Origin of the sequence: uncultured Microbacterium sp., assembly GCF_937927635.1 — a bacterium.
Lineage (GTDB): Bacteria > Actinomycetota > Actinomycetes > Actinomycetales > Microbacteriaceae > Microbacterium.
Genome location: NZ_CALBRW010000018.1, coordinates 268,854 through 286,687, shown reverse-complemented (window position 1 = coordinate 286,687; position 17,834 = coordinate 268,854). Strand labels below are relative to the sequence as shown.

Below are 17,834 nucleotides of genomic sequence, written 5' to 3'. Positions count from 1 at the left end.
CTGTTCGTTCCTGAACCATCCCGGAGGAACCCCCGTGGCACAAGAAGTGCTCACAGACCTGAGCAAGGTCCGCAACATCGGCATCATGGCGCACATCGATGCCGGCAAGACCACCACCACCGAGCGCATCCTGTTCTACACGGGTGTCAACCACAAGCTCGGCGAGACCCACGACGGCGCTTCGACGACCGACTGGATGGAGCAGGAGAAGGAGCGCGGCATCACCATCACGTCCGCGGCCGTGACCTGCTTCTGGAACAAGAACCAGATCAACATCATCGACACGCCCGGACACGTGGACTTCACGGTCGAGGTGGAGCGCTCGCTCCGCGTGCTCGACGGTGCCGTCGCCGTCTTCGACGGCAAGGAGGGCGTCGAGCCCCAGTCCGAGACCGTGTGGCGTCAGGCTGACAAGTACAACGTGCCCCGCATCTGCTTCGTCAACAAGATGGACAAGCTCGGCGCGGACTTCTACTACACCGTCGACACCATCGTGAAGCGCCTGGGCGCCAAGCCTCTCGTGCTGCAGCTCCCGATCGGCGCCGAGAGCGACTTCATCGGCGTCGTCGACCTGATCGAGATGCGCGCGCTGGTGTGGGAGGGCGACGCCAAGGGCGATGTGACCATGGGCGCCCACTACGACGTGCAGGAGATCCCCGCCGACCTCCAGGCGAAGGCCGAGGAGTACCGCCAGCAGCTGCTGGAAACGGTCGCCGAGACCGACGACGCGCTGCTGGAGAAGTTCTTCGGCGGCGAGGAGCTCACGATCCCCGAGATCAAGGGCGCCATCCGCAAGCTGGTCGTCGCCAACGAGATCTACCCCGTGCTGTGCGGCTCGGCGTTCAAGAACCGCGGTGTGCAGCCGATGCTGGACGCTGTCGTCGACTACCTGCCGAACCCTCTGGACGTGGGCGCCATCGAGGCGCACGACCCGAAGGACGAGGAGATCGTCATCGAGCGTCACCCCGACGCCAACGACCCGTTCTCCGCGCTGGCCTTCAAGGTCGCCGTGCACCCGTTCTTCGGTCGTCTGACCTACGTGCGCGTGTACTCCGGTCACCTGGACTCCGGCTCCGCGGTCATCAACTCGACCAAGGGCAAGAAGGAGCGCATCGGAAAGATCTTCCAGATGCACGCCAACAAGGAGAACCCGGTCGACGCGCTGACCGCCGGCAACATCTACGCCGTCATCGGCCTGAAGGACACCACCACCGGTGACACCCTCGCCGACCCGGCGCACCCGGTCGTCCTCGAGTCGATGACGTTCCCGGAGCCGGTCATCGAGGTCGCCATCGAGCCGAAGACCAAGGCCGACCAGGAGAAGCTGGGCACCGCGATCCAGAAGCTGGCCGAGGAGGACCCGACCTTCCGCACCGAGTTGAACCCCGAGACCGGTCAGACGACCATCAAGGGCATGGGCGAGCTGCACCTGGACATCCTCGTGGACCGCATGAAGCGCGAGTTCAAGGTCGAGGCCAACGTCGGCAAGCCGCAGGTGGCGTACCGCGAGACGATCCGCAAGGCCGTCGAGAAGCACGACTACACGCACAAGAAGCAGACCGGTGGATCGGGCCAGTTCGCCAAGATCCAGTTCACGATCGAGCCTCTCGAAGTCACGGGCGACAAGACGTACGAGTTCGAGAACAAGGTCACCGGTGGCCGCATCCCGCGCGAGTACATCGAGCCGACCAACCAGGGCTTCCAGGACGCCATGTCCGCCGGCGCCCTGGCCGGCTACCCGATCGTGGGTGTGAAGGCCATCCTGCTCGACGGCGCGTCGCACGACGTCGACTCCTCGGAGATGGCGTTCAAGATCGCCGGCTCGATGGGCTTCAAGGAGGCCATCAAGCGCGCCAACCCGGTGCTGCTCGAGCCGCTGATGGCCGTCGAGGTCCGCACGCCCGAGGAGTACATGGGCGACGTGATCGGCGACCTGAACTCCCGTCGTGGTCAGATCCAGTCCATGGAGGATGCTCAGGGCGTCAAGGTCGTCCGTGCGCACGTGCCGCTGTCCGAGATGTTCGGCTACATCGGCGACCTGCGCTCGAAGACCTCGGGCCGTGCGGTGTACTCGATGGAGTTCGACAGCTACGCTGAGGTTCCGCGTGCCGTCGCCGACGAGATCATCCAGAAGACCAAGGGCGAGTAAGTCCTTCATCCGGGATGCGCCGCTCAGGCGGTGCATCCCGGATACCCCACAACTTCACATTCACTCTCCACTAAACTGAGAAACCGAAATCAGTAGGGAGCCGGTCACAATCCAGTGCCCGTCTATCTCTACGCGAACGTCCTGAGGAGGACCAAGTGGCCAAGGCCAAGTTCGAGCGGACCAAGCCGCACGTCAACATCGGAACGATCGGTCACGTCGACCACGGCAAGACCACGCTGTCTGCCGCGATCTCGAAGGTGCTCGCCGACAAGTACCCGTCCGACGTCAACGTCGTCCGCGACTTCTCGTCGATCGACTCCGCTCCTGAGGAGCGTCAGCGCGGCATCACCATCAACATCTCGCACATCGAGTACGAGACCCCGAAGCGCCACTACGCGCACGTCGACGCCCCCGGACACGCCGACTACGTCAAGAACATGATCACCGGTGCCGCTCAGATGGACGGCGCGATCCTCGTGGTCGCCGCCACCGACGGCCCGATGGCTCAGACCCGCGAGCACGTGCTGCTGGCCAAGCAGGTCGGCGTGCCGTACCTGCTCGTCGCCCTGAACAAGAGCGACATGGTCGACGACGAGGAGATCCTGGAGCTCGTCGAGCTCGAGGTCCGCGAGCTGCTCTCGTCGCAGGGCTTCCCCGGCGACGACGCTCCCGTCATCAAGGTGTCGGCTCTCGGCGCCCTGAACGGCGAGGAGAAGTGGGTCAACTCGATCCTCGAGCTCATGGAGGCCGTCGACAACAGCGTTCCCGACCCGGAGCGCGACCGCGACAAGCCCTTCCTGATGCCCATCGAGGACGTCTTCACGATCACCGGTCGTGGCACCGTCGTCACGGGCCGCGCCGAGCGCGGCACGCTGGCCATCAACTCCGAGGTCGAGATCGTCGGGATCCGCCCGACGCAGAAGACCACGGTCACCGGTATCGAGATGTTCCACAAGCAGCTCGACGAGGCATGGGCCGGCGAGAACTGCGGTCTGCTGCTCCGCGGCACCAAGCGCGAGGACGTCGAGCGCGGCCAGGTCGTCGTGAAGCCGGGTTCGATCACCCCGCACACCAACTTCGAGGGCACCGCCTACATCCTCTCGAAGGACGAGGGCGGCCGTCACAACCCGTTCTACACGAACTACCGTCCGCAGTTCTACTTCCGCACCACCGACGTCACCGGCGTCATCACGCTGCCCGAGGGCACCGAGATGGTCATGCCCGGCGACACCACCGACATGGCCGTCGAGCTGATCCAGCCGATCGCCATGGAGGAGGGCCTCGGCTTCGCCATCCGCGAGGGTGGCCGCACCGTCGGCGCCGGAACGGTCACCAAGATCAACAAGTGATCTGACTGATCCTCAAGAGAGGGGTCGGGCCTTCGGGCCCGGCCCCTCTTCGTCGTCCCAGCGCGCGATTCCCTCTGTCGCATCGGTCTCGAATTGCGTAGAAAGGAGGTGACGCAGAGTGCTGCGTGAAACGACAGGGGGAGGAAACCCATGGGCATCGAAGATCTGGTGAATAAGGGCAAGGACCTGTTCGAGCAGAACAAGGACAAGGTCGATCAGGCTCTCCACAGCGAGCAGGCCGAGGGCGTCAGCGACAAGCTGCTCGACGGCGCCGCCGACCTGGCCAAGAAGGTCGCGCCGGGCGCTGCGGAGCAGATCGACTCCGTCCGTGACAACGTCGACAAGGCTGTCGGGAACGAGTGAGACCACTCATCACGTCCGGAAGGGGCGGTGCGCTTCGGCGCATCGCCCCTTCCTGTTCCCTCGATCAGGTTCGTCCCATATACTGAGGGCGCCGCCTGGGGTTCTGTGCGGCAGGAGCACTGTGGGGGCACAGTGCTCGAATGGCTGGGGGATTCATCATGGGGAAGACCATGCGCATCACGCGGGTCCAGTACCGATGCGCCGCCATGTCCGCGCGACGGCTTCGTCGCGTCCCTGTTCGAGGCGGCCGGCATCCCTTCTCGCCGGCGCCTCCTGCTCGGCGGATCCCCTCCCGCCGGGCCTCCCAAGACGCTGGGCGGGGCATGGGGATGCCCCGCCCAGCGTCGCTTCGCACGGCCTGAACGACCCGCGACACGCCCGGGTTTGCAGTAGTCGAATCCGGCATGGCAGAATAGACAGGTTCCACATTCCTGTGCCCTTACGGATGCGCGGGATCACTGCTACGACAGTGCATAGACGGCGCGGGAGCGCAGGGTTCTAGGCCGCGGGCAGCAGAACACTCCCACTCGATGACGCGGGCACACCGTGCCGGCGCCTTCGGTGTGACAAGAGAACAGTGGTGCGCAAGCGCCGAGGCGCAACTGCGCCGACGTGCGTCCAATGCCCCAGGGTCACCCGGCCCCGGACGGTAAGACGCCTGAAGAGAGAGAGCAGACAATGGCGGGACAGAAGATCCGCATTCGCCTGAAGTCGTATGACCACGAGGTCATCGACACGTCGGCGCGCAAGATCGTCGACACCGTGACCCGTGCGGGCGCGACTGTCGTCGGCCCGGTGCCGCTTCCGACGGAGAAGAACGTGATCGCCGTGATCCGTTCGCCCCACAAGTACAAGGACAGCCGCGAGCACTTCGAGATGCGCACCCACAAGCGTCTGATCGACATCGTCGACCCGACGCCCAAGGCCGTCGACTCGCTGATGCGTCTCGACCTGCCTGCCGATGTCAACATCGAGATCAAGCTCTGAGGCTCGACATGACTGACACCAACGCAAAGATCTCCAAGGGCATGCTCGGCACCAAGCTCGGCATGACCCAGGTGTGGAACGAGAACGGCAAGCTCGTTCCCGTCACCGTCATCGAGCTGGCCCCCAACGTGGTCACCCAGATCCGGACCCCCGAGAAGGACGGCTACAACGCCGTCCAGATCGCCTACGGCCAGATCGACCCCCGCAAGGTCACCAAGCCCCTGACCGCTCACTTCGAGGCCGCCGGCGTCACGCCGCGTCGCCACGTCACCGAGATCCGCACCGCGGATGCCGCTGACTACGCGCTGGGCCAGGAGCTCACGGTCGACGGCACCTTCGAGGCCGGCCAGCTGGTCGACGTCGTCGGTACCAGCAAGGGCAAGGGCACCGCGGGTGTGATGAAGCGCCACAACTTCAAGGGCGTCTCGGCGTCCCACGGTGCACACCGCAACCACCGCAAGCCCGGTTCGATCGGCGCATCGTCGACCCCGAGCCGCGTCTTCAAGGGCATGCGCATGGCCGGCCGTATGGGCGGCGAGCGCGTGACCGTCCTCAACCTCACGGTGCACGCCGTCGACGCCGAGAAGGGTCTGCTGCTCGTCAAGGGCGCCGTCCCCGGTGCCCGCGGTCGCATCGTCTTCGTCCGCAACGCAGTGAAGGGTGCCTGAGCATGGCTGACTCGACTCTCGCGCTCGACGTCCTCGCGGTCGACGGCAAGAAGGCAGGCTCCATCGAGCTGCCCGCCGCGATCTTCGACGTCAAGACCAACATCCCGCTGATCCACCAGGTCGTCATCGCGCAGCTCGCTGCCGCACGACAGGGCACCCACTCGACCAAGCGTCGTGGTGAGGTCTCCGGTGCCGGCCGCAAGCCCTTCAAGCAGAAGGGCACGGGTAACGCCCGTCAGGGCTCCATCCGCGCGCCGCACATGACCGGCGGTGGCATCGTCCACGGCCCGAAGCCGCGCGACTACTCGCAGCGCACCCCCAAGAAGATGATCGCCGCCGCCCTGCTGGGTGTACTGAGCGACCGCTTCCGCGGTGAGCGCCTGCACGCAGTCGAGGCGTTCGTCGCCGACAGCACCCCTTCGACCAAGACCGCTGCGAGCCTGCTCGCCGCCGTCGCCGGTCCGAAGAACGTGCTCGTCGTCATCGAGCGCAGCGATGAGCTGACCTTCAAGAGCGTTCGGAACCTGCCGAACGTGCACGTGCTCAGCTTCGACCAGCTGAACGCCTACGACGTGGTCGTCTCCGACGACATCGTCTTCACCAAGGCCGCCCTCGAGGGCTTCATCGCCTCGAAGACCGGCGCAACCGAGGAGGTCTCGGCATGACTGAGCAGAACATCCTCGCCACGGCCCTGAACAAGGACCCGCGCGACATCATCCTGGGCCCGGTCGTCTCCGAGAAGAGCTACGGTCTCATCGACGAGGGCAAGTACACCTTCCTGGTGGACCCGCGCGCCTCGAAGACCGAGATCAAGCTCGCCATCGAGAAGATCTTCGGCGTCAAGGTGGCTTCGGTCAACACGATCAACCGCGTCGGCAAGGCCCGTCGCACCCGCTTCGGCACCGGCAAGCGCAAGGACACCAAGCGCGCCATCGTCGCGCTGAAGTCGGGCTCCATCGACATCTTCACGGCAGTCGGCTGACCGGGGGATAAGGACTAATAATGGCTATTCGCAAGTACAAGCCCACGACCCCGGGTCGCCGCGGCTCGTCGGTGGCCGACTTCGCTGAGATCACCCGATCGACGCCGGAGAAGTCGCTGCTGCGTCCGCTCGCCAAGACCGGTGGTCGCAACAACCAGGGCCGCATCACGACCCGTCACATCGGTGGTGGTCACAAGCGCCAGTACCGTGTCATCGACTTCCGTCGCAATGACAAGGACGGCATCGACGCCAAGGTCGCTCACATCGAGTACGACCCCAACCGCACCGCGCGCATCGCGCTGCTGCACTACTTCGACGGCGAGAAGCGCTACATCCTCGCTCCGAACAAGCTGAAGCAGGGCGACGTCGTGGAGTCGGGCGCGAGCGCCGACATCAAGCCGGGCAACAACCTGCCGCTGAAGAACATCCCCACCGGTACCGTGATCCACGCGATCGAGCTGCGTCCCGGCGGCGGTGCGAAGCTGGCCCGTTCGGCCGGCGCCTCCGTGCGCCTGGTCGCCAAGGACGGTCCCTACGCTCAGCTGCGTCTGCCCTCCGGCGAGATCCGCAACGTCGATGCGCGCTGCCGCGCGACCATCGGCGAGGTCGGCAACGCCGAGCAGTCGAACATCAACTGGGGCAAGGCCGGCCGCAAGCGCTGGAAGGGCGTCCGCCCGACCGTCCGCGGTGTCGCGATGAACCCGGTCGATCACCCGCACGGTGGTGGTGAGGGCAAGACGTCCGGTGGTCGTCACCCCGTCTCCCCGTGGGGCCAGGCTGAGGGTCGCACCCGTCACGCCAACAAGGAATCCGACAAGTACATCGTGCGTCGCCGCAACGCCGGCAAGAAGCGCAAGTAGGAGTAGAGGAAGATGCCACGCAGTCTTAAGAAGGGCCCCTTCGTCGACGAGCACCTGCTTCGCAAGGTGGTCGGTCAGAACGAGGCCGGTTCCAAGAACGTCATCAAGACCTGGTCCCGCCGGTCGATGATCATCCCGGCCATGCTGGGTCACACGATCGCCGTCCACGACGGTCGCAAGCACATCCCCGTGTTCGTGACCGAGACCATGGTCGGCCACAAGCTGGGCGAGTTCGCGCCCACCCGCACCTTCCGCGGCCACGAGAAGGACGACAAGAAGGGGAGGCGTCGCTGATGGTCGAATCGATCGCACGTGTCAAGCACATCCGCGTGACACCTCAGAAGGCCCGCCGCGTCGTCGCCCTCATCAAGGGCAAGCAGGCGCAGGAGGCTCTGGCCATCCTGAAGTTCGCCCAGCAGGGTGCGAGCGAGCCCATCTACAAGCTCGTGCACGCTGCCATCGCGAACGCGCAGGTCAAGGCGGATCGCGACGGCGAGTACCTGGACGAGCAGGACCTGTACGTGAAGAACGCGTACGTGGACGAGGGGACGACGCTCAAGCGCTTCCAGCCCCGCGCCCAGGGCCGCGCGTTCCAGATCAAGAAGCGCACGAGCCACATCACGGTCGTGCTGGCCACCCCCGAGGTCGCTGACGCGGCCGAGGCGGCCACGACGAAGAAGGCGAGCAAGTAATGGGCCAGAAGGTCAACCCGTACGGCTTCCGCCTCGGCATCACCACGGACCACGTGTCGCGCTGGTTCTCGGACTCGACGAAGCCCGGCCAGCGTTACGCCGACTACGTCGCCGAGGACATCAAGATCCGTCGTCTGCTGCTGACGCAGCTCGACCGTGCCGGCGTGTCCAGCATCGAGATCGAGCGCACCCGCGACCGCGTGCGTGTGGACATCCACACCGCGCGTCCGGGCATCGTGATCGGCCGCCGCGGCGCCGAGGCCGAGCGCATCCGCGGCGACCTCGAGAAGCTCACCGGCAAGCAGATCCAGCTGAACATCCTCGAGGTCAAGAACCCCGAGGCCGACGCTCAGCTGGTCGCACAGGGCATCGCCGAGCAGCTGTCTGCTCGCGTGGCGTTCCGTCGTGCGATGCGCAAGGGTCTGCAGGGCGCTCAGCGCGCCGGCGCCAAGGGCATCCGCATCCAGGTCTCCGGCCGCCTCGGCGGCGCGGAGATGAGCCGCTCCGAGTTCTACCGTGAGGGTCGTGTGCCGCTGCACACGCTGCGCGCGAACATCGACTACGGCTTCTACGAGGCCAAGACCACCTTCGGCCGCATCGGCGTGAAGGTCTGGATCTACAAGGGCGATCTCACCAACAAGGAGCTCGCACGCGAGCAGGCGAACATGAAGCCGCAGCGCGAGCGCGGCGACCGTCGTCGCGCCCCGCGCAACGAGGCACCGGTCGCAGAAGGAGCGTCGGCATAATGCTCATCCCACGCAAGGTCAAGTACCGCAAGCAGCACCACCCGACGCGTTCGGGCCAGGCCACCGGCGGCACGAAGGTCTCCTTCGGGGACTTCGGCATCCAGGCGCTGACCCCCGCGTACGTGACCAACCGTCAGATCGAGTCCGCTCGTATCGCGATGACCCGTCACATCAAGCGCGGCGGCAAGGTGTGGATCAACATCTACCCCGACCGTCCCCTCACCAAGAAGCCCGCCGAGACCCGCATGGGTTCCGGTAAGGGCTCCCCCGAGTGGTGGGTCGCCAACATCAAGCCGGGCCGCGTCCTCTTCGAGGTCGCGGGCGTCAGCGAGGAGCTCGCACGCGAAGCTCTGACCCGGGCCATTCACAAGCTGCCTCTCAAGGCACGCATCATCAAGCGCGAGGAGGGCGACGCGTAATGGCGATCGGCACCAAGGAGCTCGCACCCGCCGAGCTCGACACGTTCGAAGACCAGCGCCTCGTCGAGGAGCTGCGCAAGGCCAAGGAGGAGCTGTTCAACCTCCGTTTCCAGTCGGCCACCGGCCAGCTGGAGAGCCACGGCCGCATCCGCGCCGTCAAGCGCGACATCGCGCGCCTCTACACCGTGATCCGCGAGCGCGAGCTGGGCATCCGTGCCACGCCCGCTCCCGCCGAGGTCCCGGCCAAGAAGGCGTCCAAGTCGAAGGCGAAGAAGGCCGCAGAGGCCGACGCGCCGAAGGAGGAGGCCGAGTAATGGCTGAGAAGAAGGCAGCTGAGGCCGCCGAGCACTCCGCGCACGACGTGCGCGAGGCCGGCGCCCGCGGATACCGCAAGTCCCGCCGCGGCTACGTCGTCAGCGACAAGATGGACAAGACCATCGTCGTCGAGGTCGAGGACCGGGTGAAGCACCCGCTGTACGGCAAGGTCATCCGCCAGACCTCCAAGGTCAAGGCGCACGACGAGAACAACACCGCCGGCGTCGGTGACCTGGTGGTCATCGACGAGACCCGCCCGCTGAGCGCCACCAAGCGCTGGCGTCTGGTGGAGATCCTGGAGAAGGCAAAGTGATCCAGACCGAGTCCCGCCTCAAGGTCGCCGACAACACCGGCGCGAAGGAGCTGCTCACGATCCGCGTTCTCGGTGGTTCCAACCGCCGTTACGCGGGCCTGGGCGACACCATCGTCGCGACGGTGAAGGACGCGATCCCCGGTGGAAACGTCAAGAAGGGCGATGTGGTCAAGGCCGTCATCGTCCGCACCGTCAAGCAGACCCGTCGTGCAGACGGTTCGTACATCAAGTTCGACGAGAACGCCGCCGTCATCCTGAAGAACGACGGGGAGCCCCGCGGCACCCGCATCTTCGGACCGGTCGGCCGCGAGCTTCGTGACAAGAAGTTCATGAAGATCGTCTCGCTCGCCCCGGAGGTCATCTGATCATGGCGAACATCAAGAAGGGTGACCTGGTTCAGGTCATCGCCGGCCGCAAGCAGGACAAGGGCGGCGACCGCGGCAAGCAGGGCAAGGTCCTCGAGGTCCTCGTCGAGCAGAACCGCGTCGTGGTGGAGGGCGTGAACTACGTCACCAAGCACACCCGCGTCGGCCAGTCGCAGGGCGGCACCAAGACGGGTGGGATCGAGACCGTCGAGGCCCCGATCCACATCTCCAACGTCGCCGTCGTGGACCCCTCGACCAAGAAGCCGACCCGTGTCGGCCACCGGGTCGAGGAGCAGGTCAAGGACGGCGTGAAGCGCACGGTCCGCGTGCGCTACGCGAAGAAGTCAGGTAAGGACCTCTGATGGCAGCGACTGAGGCTGCGGAGGCTGTCAAGGTGCAGCCCCGCCTGAAGGCCAAGTACAACTCCGAGATCAAGAAGGCTCTGCAGGAGCAGTTCGGCTACGCCAACGTCATGCAGATCCCCGGCGTGGTCAAGGTCGTCGTGAACACCGGTGTCGGCGAGGCAGCTCGTGACTCCAAGGTGATCGACGGTGCGATCGCGGACCTGTCCAAGATCACCGGCCAGAAGCCCGTCGTGACCAAGGCGCGCAAGTCCATCGCGCAGTTCAAGCTGCGCGAGGGCCAGGCCATCGGTGCGCACGTCACCCTTCGCGGTGACCGCGCGTGGGAGTTCCTGGACCGCCTGGTGAACCTCGCTCTGCCCCGCATCCGCGACTTCCGCGGCCTGTCGGGCGAGCAGTTCGACGGCAACGGCAACTACACCTTCGGTCTCCAGGAGCAGAGCGTGTTCCACGAGATCGATCAGGACAAGATCGACCGTGTCCGTGGTTTCGACATCACCGTCGTGACCACCGCCACGACCGACGAGGAGGGTCGCGCGCTGCTGAAGGCGCTCGGCTTCCCGTTCAAGTCGGCCGACGCCGCAGCGTGACGCATCGACGGGCTCGGCGATCCTCGGATCGCTGAGCCCGTCGAAGTGCGCGACTGCTGTGCCGTACACTTGAAGATTGTGCGTCCGCTCGGACGCACTGCTCTCATTGAAGGCCGTCTGTCGTGTAACGGCAGCCGGAACCTCATGAACAAAGGAAACACAACATGACAATGACAGACCCGGTCGCAGACATGCTGACCCGTCTGCGCAACGCGAACTCGGCGCACCACGACTCCGTGTCGATGCCGTCGAGCAAGCTGAAGACGAACATCGCCGAGATCCTCCAGCAGGAGGGCTACATCGCCGGTTTCGAGGTCACGGACGCCCGCGTCGGCAGCACCCTCTCGCTGTCGCTGAAGTACGGCCCCAACCGTGAGCGCTCCATCGCCGGCATCAAGCGCGTGTCCAAGCCCGGTCTCCGCGTCTACGCGAAGTCGACCGAGCTGCCCAAGGTCCTCGGCGGCCTGGGCGTTGCCATCCTGTCCACCTCCTCCGGTCTTCTCACCGACCGTCAGGCTGAGCAGAAGGGCGTGGGCGGAGAAGTTCTCGCCTACGTGTGGTGATCTGACATGTCGCGCATTGGACGACTTCCCATCGAGATCCCCGCTGGCGTGACCGTTTCGGTCGACGGCAGCGCGGTCAAGGTGCAGGGCCCCAAGGGTGAGCTCACCCTGACGGTCGCCTCTCCCATCCAGGTCGAGGTCAAGGAGAACCAGGTTCTGGTCTCCCGCCCCGACGACGAGCGCGAGTCGCGGTCGCTTCACGGCCTGACCCGCACGCTCATCAACAACGACATCATCGGCGTGACCCAGGGCTACTCCAAGGGCCTCGAGGTCGTCGGCACCGGTTACCGCGTGCAGCAGAAGGGCGGCTCGGTCGAGTTCGCCCTCGGCTTCTCGCACCCGGTTCTGGTCGACCCGCCCGCCGGCATCACCCTGACGGTCGAGGGCACGAACAAGCTCACCGTCAGCGGCATCAGCAAGCAGGCTGTCGGCGAGGCAGCTGCCAACATCCGCAAGATCCGCAAGCCGGAGCCCTACAAGGGCAAGGGTGTTCGCTATGCCGGCGAGGTCGTGCGTCGCAAGGCCGGAAAGGCTGGTAAGTAACCATGGCTGTCAAGTCCAAGTCCGCCGCCCGCGCTCGTCGCCACACGCGTCTTCGCAAGAAGATCGTCGGCACCGATGTGCGGCCGCGCCTGGTCGTCAACCGCTCCGCGCGCCACGTGTTCGTGCAGCTCGTCGACGACAGCAAGGGCCACACCGTGGCATCCGCTTCCACGCTCGAGACCGACCTGCGCTCCTTCGACGGTGACAAGACCGCCAAGGCCCGCAAGGTGGGCGAGCTCCTCGCCGCGCGCGCCAAGGCCGCCGGTTTTACCGAGGCAGTGTTCGACCGTGGCGGCAACCGCTATGCGGGTCGTGTCGCAGCCATCGCCGAAGGCGCCCGTGAAGGGGGGCTGGCACTGTGAGTGACAACAAGGAGAACGAAGTGACCGAGACCGCTCCTGCCGAGGCTCAGGCTGAGCCGCAGCGCGAGCAGCGCGACAACCGCCGTGGCGGTCGCGAGCGCGGCCAGGGCCGCGACCGCAACTCGCGCGACCGCGGGGACAACCAGTTCCTCGAGCGCGTCGTCACCATCAACCGCGTCTCGAAGGTCGTGAAGGGCGGTCGTCGCTTTAGCTTCACCGCTCTCGTGGTCGTCGGCGACGGCAACGGTCTGGTGGGTGTCGGCTACGGCAAGGCTCGCGAGGTGCCCCTGGCGATCTCGAAGGGCGTCGAAGAGGCCAAGCGCAACTTCTTCCGCGTGCCGCGCGTCGGCTCGACCATCCCGCACCCCGTGCAGGGTGAGGCCGCCGCCGGTGTGGTGCTGCTGCGTCCGGCCGCCGCCGGTACCGGTGTCATCGCCGGTGGCCCGGTCCGCGCCGTGCTCGAGTGCGCCGGCATCCACGACGTCCTGTCGAAGTCCCTCGGCTCGTCGAACACGATCAACATCGTGCACGCGACCGTCGAGGCGCTGCAGGCGCTCGAGGAGCCCCGCGCCGTCGCCGCCCGTCGTGGCCTCGACTACGACGCCGTCGTGCCGGAGATCATCATCCGCAACGAGGCGAAGGCTGCTGCCGCCGCCGCGCAGAAGGTAGGTGCCTGATGGCCGAGCGCCTCAAGGTCACGCAGATCAAGTCCAAGGTGAGTGAGAAGCAGAACCAGCGCGACACGCTGCGTTCGCTCGGACTCAAGCGCATCGGCGACTCCGTCGTCCGTCCGGACGACGCGCAGACGCGCGGCTACGTCCGTGCCGTCGCTCACCTCGTCAAGGTTGAGGAGATCGACTAATGGCTGAGAAGAACGAAGCCGTCGAGGCCGAGAAGGCCGAGAAGAAGACCGCCGCCAAGAAGCCGGCAGCAGCCAAGGCCGCTCCGGCCAAGACCGCCGCCAAGAAGGCTCCGGCCAAGAAGGCCGAGCCCGAGGCTGCGCGTCCCGCCGTCCTGAAGGTGCACCACCTGCGTCCGGTCCCCGGCGCCAACACCGCGAAGACCCGTGTGGGTCGCGGTGAGGGCTCCAAGGGCAAGACCGCCGGTCGCGGCACCAAGGGCACCAAGGCCCGCAACACCGTGCGCGTCGGCTTCGAGGGTGGGCAGATGCCGCTGCACATGCGCACCCCGAAGCTGCGCGGGTTCAAGAACCCGTTCCGCGTCGAGTACCAGGTCGTGAACCTGGCCAAGCTGGCCGAGCTCTACCCGAAGGGTGGGGACGTCACCGTCAGCGACCTGGTCGCCAAGGGCGCCGTGCGCAAGAACGAGAAGGTCAAGGTCCTCGGCGACGGCGACATCTCGGTCAAGCTCACCGTCTCGGTCGACAAGGTGTCGGGCAGCGCCGAGCAGAAGATCGTCGCCGCCGGCGGTTCGGTCAACTGAGCATTCAGCTGTGAACGCTGGGAGGGGTCGGAGATTATCCGGCCCCTCCTGTGCGTTACCCTGGACTTTCGGCCGTCCTTCGACGTTCGGCAATCCCTTCAGGAGGAACGCCCTTGTTTAGCGCCATCGCGCGAATCTTCCGCACGCCTGATCTGCGTGCGAAGATCCTTTTCACCATCGGCATCATCGCCATCTACCGACTCGGCTCGAACGTGCCCTCGCCGTTCGTGCACTTCCCCAACGTCGAGAAGTGCCTTGCCGACAGCGCCGGTACTGACGGCCTGCTGGGTCTTGTCAACCTGTTCTCCGGCGGCGCATTGCTGCAGCTGTCGATCTTCGCCCTGGGCGTCATGCCCTACATCACCGCGACGATCATCATCCAGCTGCTGCGCGTGGTCATCCCGCACTTCGAGACCCTTCATCAGGAGGGTCAGGCGGGCCAGACCAAGCTCACGCAGTACACCCGCTACCTGACCATCGCGCTCGCGCTGCTGCAGTCCAGCACGCTGGTGACGGTGGCCCGCAGCGGTCAGCTGTTCGGGCAGAACGCCGCAGGGGCCTGCCAGCACCTGCTCACCAACGACGTGTGGTGGGCCCAGATGCTGATCATCATGGCGATGACCGCCGGCACCGGCCTGATCATGTGGATGGCCGAGCTCGTCACAGAGAAGGGCATCGGCAACGGCATGTCCCTGCTGATCTTCGTCTCCATCGCGGCGACATTCCCGAGCGCCATGGGCGGCATCCTCGAGGCCAAGGGCTTCGACGTGTTCATGATGGTGATGGTGGTCGGCCTCGCGGTCATGACGCTCATCGTCTGGGTCGAGCAGTCCCAGCGCCGCGTGCCCGTGCAGTACGCCAAGCGCATGGTGGGGCGTCGCACCTACGGCGGCACCAACACCTACATCCCGATCAAGGTCAACATGGCGGGCGTGATCCCGATCATCTTCGCCTCGTCGCTGCTGTACCTGCCGATGCTGGTGGCGCAGTTCAACACGCCCACCGACGGCTCCGAGCCGCCGGCCTGGGTCGCGTGGGTGTCGACCTACCTGGTCTCGGGCGACCAGCCGCTGTACATGCTGATCTACTTCCTGCTGAACGTCGCGTTCACGTACTTCTATGTGGCGATCACGTTCAACCCCGTCGAGATCTCCGACAACATGAAGAAGTACGGCGGGTTCATCCCCGGCATCCGCGCCGGTCGCCCCACGGCGGAGTACCTGGACTACGTGATCACCCGCATCACGTTCCCCGGATCGCTCTACCTCGGCATCGTCGCGCTGATCCCGCTGATCGCCCTGGCGACCGTGCAGGCCAACCAGAACTTCCCGTTCGGCGGCGCCTCGATCCTCATCATCGTCGGTGTCGGACTCGAGACCGTGAAGCAGATCGACGCGCAGCTGCAGCAGCGCCACTACGAAGGGCTCCTCAGATGACCGCATCCGCACGACTCCTCATCGTCGGCCCGCAGGGCTCCGGCAAGGGCACCCAGGGTGTGCGGGTGGCACAGGCCCTCGGCATCCCCGTGGTCTCCACCGGCGACATCTTCCGCGCCAACATCAAGGAGGGCACCGACCTGGGCAAGCAGGTCACCGCCATCCTCGACGCCGGCGACCTGGTGCCCGACGAGCTGACCAGTGAGATCGTGCGGGATCGTCTCTCGCAGGATGATGCCGCGAACGGCTTCCTCCTGGACGGGTACCCGCGCAACACCGCGCAGGTGGGTCACCTCGACGCGTTCCTCGCCGACGGCGGGACCGCGCTGGACGCGATCATCCTGCTGGACGTTCCGCGCGAGGAGAGCATCTCCCGCCTGCGGCTGCGTGCGGTCGAGCAGGGCCGCTCGGATGACACCGACGAGGCCATCGCCCACCGTCTGGACATCTACGAGCACGAGACCGCTCCGATCATCTCGGTGTACGAGCCCCGCGGCATCGTCGACCGCATCGACGGGGTGGGATCGCTGGACGAGATCACCGCGCGCATCTCCGCGGCGCTCGGCGCCCGAGGCATCGGCGCGCTGGTCTGATCCGGATGTTCCGCAAGTCGATCTACAAGACCCCGGCGCAGCTGCGTGCGATGGTCGAGCCCGGGCTCATCACGGCCGCGGCACTGGATGCCGTCGCACCGCTGGTGCGGGCAGGCGTCACCACGGCGGAACTGGATGCCGCGGCGGATCGCCTGATCGCGGATCGAGGAGCGGAGTCCAACTTCAAGCTCGTCCGGGGCTACCGCCACACCACCTGCATCTCGGTCAACGAGCAGGTCGTGCACGGCATCCCCGGCGACCTGGTGCTGCAGCCCGGTGACATCGTCTCCGTGGACTGCGGCGCGCAGTACCAGGGCTGGAACGGCGACAGCGCCCGCACGTTCGTCGTGCCGGATCGGGACCGGCCTGAGGTCGTGGCGCGCCGCGAGGAGCTGTCCCAGGTCACCGAGGGCTCCATGTGGGCCGGCATCGCAGCACTCGCGACCGCCGAGCACATCAACGACGTGAGTACCGCCATCGAGCACCACATCCTCGCGCAGGGCGATTCCGCCGTGTCCGGCAGACCCTACGGCATCCTTCGGGAGTACGTCGGCCACGGCATCGGACGGAAGATGCACGAGGCGCCGAGCGTCTTCAACTATCAGGTTCCGGATGCCGGCCCCGAGGTGCGCTCCGGGCTGGTCCTCGCCATCGAGCCGATGGTCACCGCCGGGGGAGAGGCCACCTTCGTCGAGGACGACGACTGGACCGTGACGACCGTCGACGGCACCGACGGCGCGCACTGGGAGCACAGCATCGCCGTGCACGCCGACGGCATCTGGGTCCTGACCGCAGTCGACGGCGGCGCCGCGGGTCTCGCACCCTTCGGCGTGGTGCCCGTCCCGATCCCGTAGTCCGCCGCCGCGTTCTCAGCGCCGGTCAGCGCACAGGCGGGGCATAGTCTCGGCACTGCACAATAGGTTGTCAACCGTCGTAGGAGGAATGGACTGTCATGGCCCAGGCTCAGAGCAAGCCCAACTGGTTCGTCATCGGCATCTCCGCCGCTGTCGTCGTCGTGCTGATCGCACTCGGCGTGGTCGTGGTGTGGATGAACAACCGGGCGACCGACGGCGGGCCCGCGCCGGCCAGCAGCAAGGCGTTCAGCGCTGAGACCGGCGCGATCTCGTTCGGCACGGGCAAGGACAAGGTCGCCGTCTTCGTCGACTTCCAGTGCCCGGTCTGCAAGAACTTCGAGGAGCAGTTCGGGCCTTCGCTCGAGAAGGCCGCGGAGGCGAACAAGATCACGCTGTCCTACCATCCGATCGCCATCCTGGATCGCTACTCGCAGAACACCGAGTACTCCTCACGCTCGGCGGGTGCTGCGGTGTGCGTCGCCTCGCAGGAGCCCGACAAGTACCTGGCCTTCGCCCAGCTGCTCTTCGACAACCAGCCCGAGGAGAACACCCCGGGACTGGAGACCAGCCAGCTCGCCGACTTCGCGAAGCAGGCGGGGGCTGACAAGTCCGCCTCGTGCATCACGGACGAGACCTACAAGAAGTTCGGCGCCGCGCAGGCCGACAGCCACCAGATCAACGCCACGCCCACCGTGGAGATCAACGGGAAGCGTCTGGACCTGAGCAACCAGGCCGACCTGCAGAAGCTCGTCAAGCTCATCAGCTGACCCCGAGTTGCCGCTGCGGCACAGACGGTCTAACATAGATCTTTGGTGCCTTGTGCCATGTTCCGGCGTGTCCGGAAGAGGCCGCACCGATCATCACCCATCCACCGCAGATC

27 protein-coding genes are annotated in these 17,834 nt (G+C 66.1%); all 27 read left to right on the top strand.

Going from position 1 to position 17,834, the window contains the following annotated elements; translation table 11 throughout:
• The first annotated feature begins 34 nt into the window (after nt 1–34).
• The 27 genes from fusA to Q0568_RS09740 all read left to right on the top strand — a co-directional run bounded on the left by fusA (nt 35) and on the right by Q0568_RS09740 (nt 17,721).
• Nucleotides 35–2,149 carry an elongation factor G gene (gene fusA / locus Q0568_RS09870; RefSeq protein WP_298865872.1) on the top strand — a complete coding sequence of 705 codons (2,115 nt, stop codon included), beginning with the start codon at nt 35–37 and terminating at the stop codon, nt 2,147–2,149.
• A gap of 155 nt (nt 2,150–2,304) precedes the next feature.
• Complete coding sequence (gene tuf, locus Q0568_RS09865; RefSeq protein ID WP_298865871.1) at nt 2,305–3,498, top strand: elongation factor Tu; 1,194 nt, start codon at nt 2,305–2,307, stop codon at nt 3,496–3,498.
• Nucleotides 3,499–3,648: 150 nt separating this feature from the next.
• Complete coding sequence (locus Q0568_RS09860) at nt 3,649–3,861, top strand: hypothetical protein (protein WP_298865869.1); 213 nt, start codon at nt 3,649–3,651, stop codon at nt 3,859–3,861.
• Nucleotides 3,862–4,539: 678 nt separating this feature from the next.
• Nucleotides 4,540–4,848 (top strand): 30S ribosomal protein S10, encoded by a 309-nt coding sequence (gene rpsJ, locus Q0568_RS09855; RefSeq protein ID WP_193596815.1) that lies wholly within the window; start codon nt 4,540–4,542, stop codon nt 4,846–4,848.
• Nucleotides 4,849–4,856: 8 nt separating this feature from the next.
• Nucleotides 4,857–5,516 (top strand): 50S ribosomal protein L3, encoded by a 660-nt coding sequence (gene rplC / locus Q0568_RS09850; protein WP_298865866.1) that lies wholly within the window; start codon nt 4,857–4,859, stop codon nt 5,514–5,516.
• Between the two features lie 2 nt (nt 5,517–5,518).
• The gene (gene rplD / locus Q0568_RS09845) at nt 5,519–6,181 is read left to right on the top strand and encodes a 50S ribosomal protein L4 (RefSeq protein WP_298865864.1); all 663 of its coding nucleotides are present in this window, start codon (nt 5,519–5,521) and stop codon (nt 6,179–6,181) included.
• Nucleotides 6,178–6,498: a 50S ribosomal protein L23 gene (gene rplW / locus Q0568_RS09840; RefSeq protein WP_285637097.1), complete on the top strand. Its 321-nt coding sequence runs from the start codon at nt 6,178–6,180 to the stop codon at nt 6,496–6,498. Before rplD ends, rplW begins: the two co-directional genes overlap by 4 nt.
• Nucleotides 6,499–6,518: 20 nt before the next feature.
• Nucleotides 6,519–7,358 carry a 50S ribosomal protein L2 gene (gene rplB, locus Q0568_RS09835; protein WP_298865857.1) on the top strand — a complete coding sequence of 280 codons (840 nt, stop codon included), beginning with the start codon at nt 6,519–6,521 and terminating at the stop codon, nt 7,356–7,358.
• A 12-nt stretch (nt 7,359–7,370) separates the two neighbouring features.
• Complete coding sequence (gene rpsS / locus Q0568_RS09830) at nt 7,371–7,652, top strand: 30S ribosomal protein S19 (protein WP_197220002.1); 282 nt, start codon at nt 7,371–7,373, stop codon at nt 7,650–7,652.
• Nucleotides 7,652–8,050, top strand: a complete 399-nt coding sequence (gene rplV / locus Q0568_RS09825) for a 50S ribosomal protein L22 (RefSeq protein WP_298865850.1) — start codon at nt 7,652–7,654, stop codon at nt 8,048–8,050. Before rpsS ends, rplV begins: the two co-directional genes overlap by 1 nt.
• Nucleotides 8,050–8,796 (top strand): 30S ribosomal protein S3, encoded by a 747-nt coding sequence (gene rpsC, locus Q0568_RS09820; protein ID WP_298865848.1) that lies wholly within the window; start codon nt 8,050–8,052, stop codon nt 8,794–8,796. The genes rplV and rpsC overlap by 1 nt, the downstream gene beginning before the upstream one ends.
• Entirely contained in the window at nt 8,796–9,215 is a 420-nt protein-coding gene (rplP, locus tag Q0568_RS09815) for a 50S ribosomal protein L16 (protein ID WP_298865845.1), read from the top strand. The genes rpsC and rplP overlap by 1 nt, the downstream gene beginning before the upstream one ends.
• Nucleotides 9,215–9,529 carry a 50S ribosomal protein L29 gene (gene rpmC, locus Q0568_RS09810; protein ID WP_298865843.1) on the top strand — a complete coding sequence of 105 codons (315 nt, stop codon included), beginning with the start codon at nt 9,215–9,217 and terminating at the stop codon, nt 9,527–9,529. The genes rplP and rpmC overlap by 1 nt, the downstream gene beginning before the upstream one ends.
• Entirely contained in the window at nt 9,529–9,843 is a 315-nt protein-coding gene (gene rpsQ, locus Q0568_RS09805; RefSeq protein ID WP_298865841.1) for a 30S ribosomal protein S17, read from the top strand. Before rpmC ends, rpsQ begins: the two co-directional genes overlap by 1 nt.
• Nucleotides 9,840–10,208 carry a 50S ribosomal protein L14 gene (gene rplN / locus Q0568_RS09800; RefSeq protein ID WP_298865839.1) on the top strand — a complete coding sequence of 123 codons (369 nt, stop codon included), beginning with the start codon at nt 9,840–9,842 and terminating at the stop codon, nt 10,206–10,208. Before rpsQ ends, rplN begins: the two co-directional genes overlap by 4 nt.
• A 2-nt stretch (nt 10,209–10,210) precedes the next feature.
• Nucleotides 10,211–10,570 carry a 50S ribosomal protein L24 gene (gene rplX, locus Q0568_RS09795; RefSeq protein WP_298865838.1) on the top strand — a complete coding sequence of 120 codons (360 nt, stop codon included), beginning with the start codon at nt 10,211–10,213 and terminating at the stop codon, nt 10,568–10,570.
• Nucleotides 10,570–11,160 (top strand): 50S ribosomal protein L5, encoded by a 591-nt coding sequence (gene rplE / locus Q0568_RS09790; RefSeq protein ID WP_298865836.1) that lies wholly within the window; start codon nt 10,570–10,572, stop codon nt 11,158–11,160. The genes rplX and rplE overlap by 1 nt, the downstream gene beginning before the upstream one ends.
• Before the next feature lie 164 nt (nt 11,161–11,324).
• Nucleotides 11,325–11,723, top strand: a complete 399-nt coding sequence (rpsH, locus tag Q0568_RS09785) for a 30S ribosomal protein S8 (RefSeq protein WP_298865832.1) — start codon at nt 11,325–11,327, stop codon at nt 11,721–11,723.
• A 6-nt stretch (nt 11,724–11,729) separates the two neighbouring features.
• Nucleotides 11,730–12,266, top strand: coding sequence for a 50S ribosomal protein L6 (gene rplF, locus Q0568_RS09780; RefSeq protein WP_298865830.1), 537 nt, complete (start codon nt 11,730–11,732; stop codon nt 12,264–12,266).
• Nucleotides 12,267–12,268: 2 nt separating this feature from the next.
• Nucleotides 12,269–12,628 (top strand): 50S ribosomal protein L18, encoded by a 360-nt coding sequence (gene rplR / locus Q0568_RS09775; protein WP_298865828.1) that lies wholly within the window; start codon nt 12,269–12,271, stop codon nt 12,626–12,628.
• Complete coding sequence (gene rpsE, locus Q0568_RS09770) at nt 12,625–13,305, top strand: 30S ribosomal protein S5 (RefSeq protein WP_298865826.1); 681 nt, start codon at nt 12,625–12,627, stop codon at nt 13,303–13,305. Before rplR ends, rpsE begins: the two co-directional genes overlap by 4 nt.
• Entirely contained in the window at nt 13,305–13,490 is a 186-nt protein-coding gene (gene rpmD / locus Q0568_RS09765) for a 50S ribosomal protein L30 (RefSeq protein ID WP_071640253.1), read from the top strand. The genes rpsE and rpmD overlap by 1 nt, the downstream gene beginning before the upstream one ends.
• A complete protein-coding gene (gene rplO / locus Q0568_RS09760) occupies nt 13,490–14,071 on the top strand; it encodes a 50S ribosomal protein L15 (protein ID WP_298865819.1) in 582 nt (193 codons plus the stop codon). Before rpmD ends, rplO begins: the two co-directional genes overlap by 1 nt.
• A 113-nt stretch (nt 14,072–14,184) precedes the next feature.
• Complete coding sequence (gene secY, locus Q0568_RS09755) at nt 14,185–15,507, top strand: preprotein translocase subunit SecY (protein WP_298865818.1); 1,323 nt, start codon at nt 14,185–14,187, stop codon at nt 15,505–15,507.
• The gene (locus tag Q0568_RS09750) at nt 15,504–16,100 is read left to right on the top strand and encodes an adenylate kinase (protein WP_298865816.1); all 597 of its coding nucleotides are present in this window, start codon (nt 15,504–15,506) and stop codon (nt 16,098–16,100) included. Before secY ends, Q0568_RS09750 begins: the two co-directional genes overlap by 4 nt.
• Before the next feature lie 5 nt (nt 16,101–16,105).
• Nucleotides 16,106–16,954 (top strand): type I methionyl aminopeptidase, encoded by an 849-nt coding sequence (gene map / locus Q0568_RS09745; protein ID WP_298865814.1) that lies wholly within the window; start codon nt 16,106–16,108, stop codon nt 16,952–16,954.
• A 98-nt stretch (nt 16,955–17,052) separates the two neighbouring features.
• Nucleotides 17,053–17,721 (top strand): thioredoxin domain-containing protein, encoded by a 669-nt coding sequence (locus Q0568_RS09740; RefSeq protein ID WP_298865812.1) that lies wholly within the window; start codon nt 17,053–17,055, stop codon nt 17,719–17,721.
• Nucleotides 17,722–17,834 lie beyond the last annotated feature (113 nt).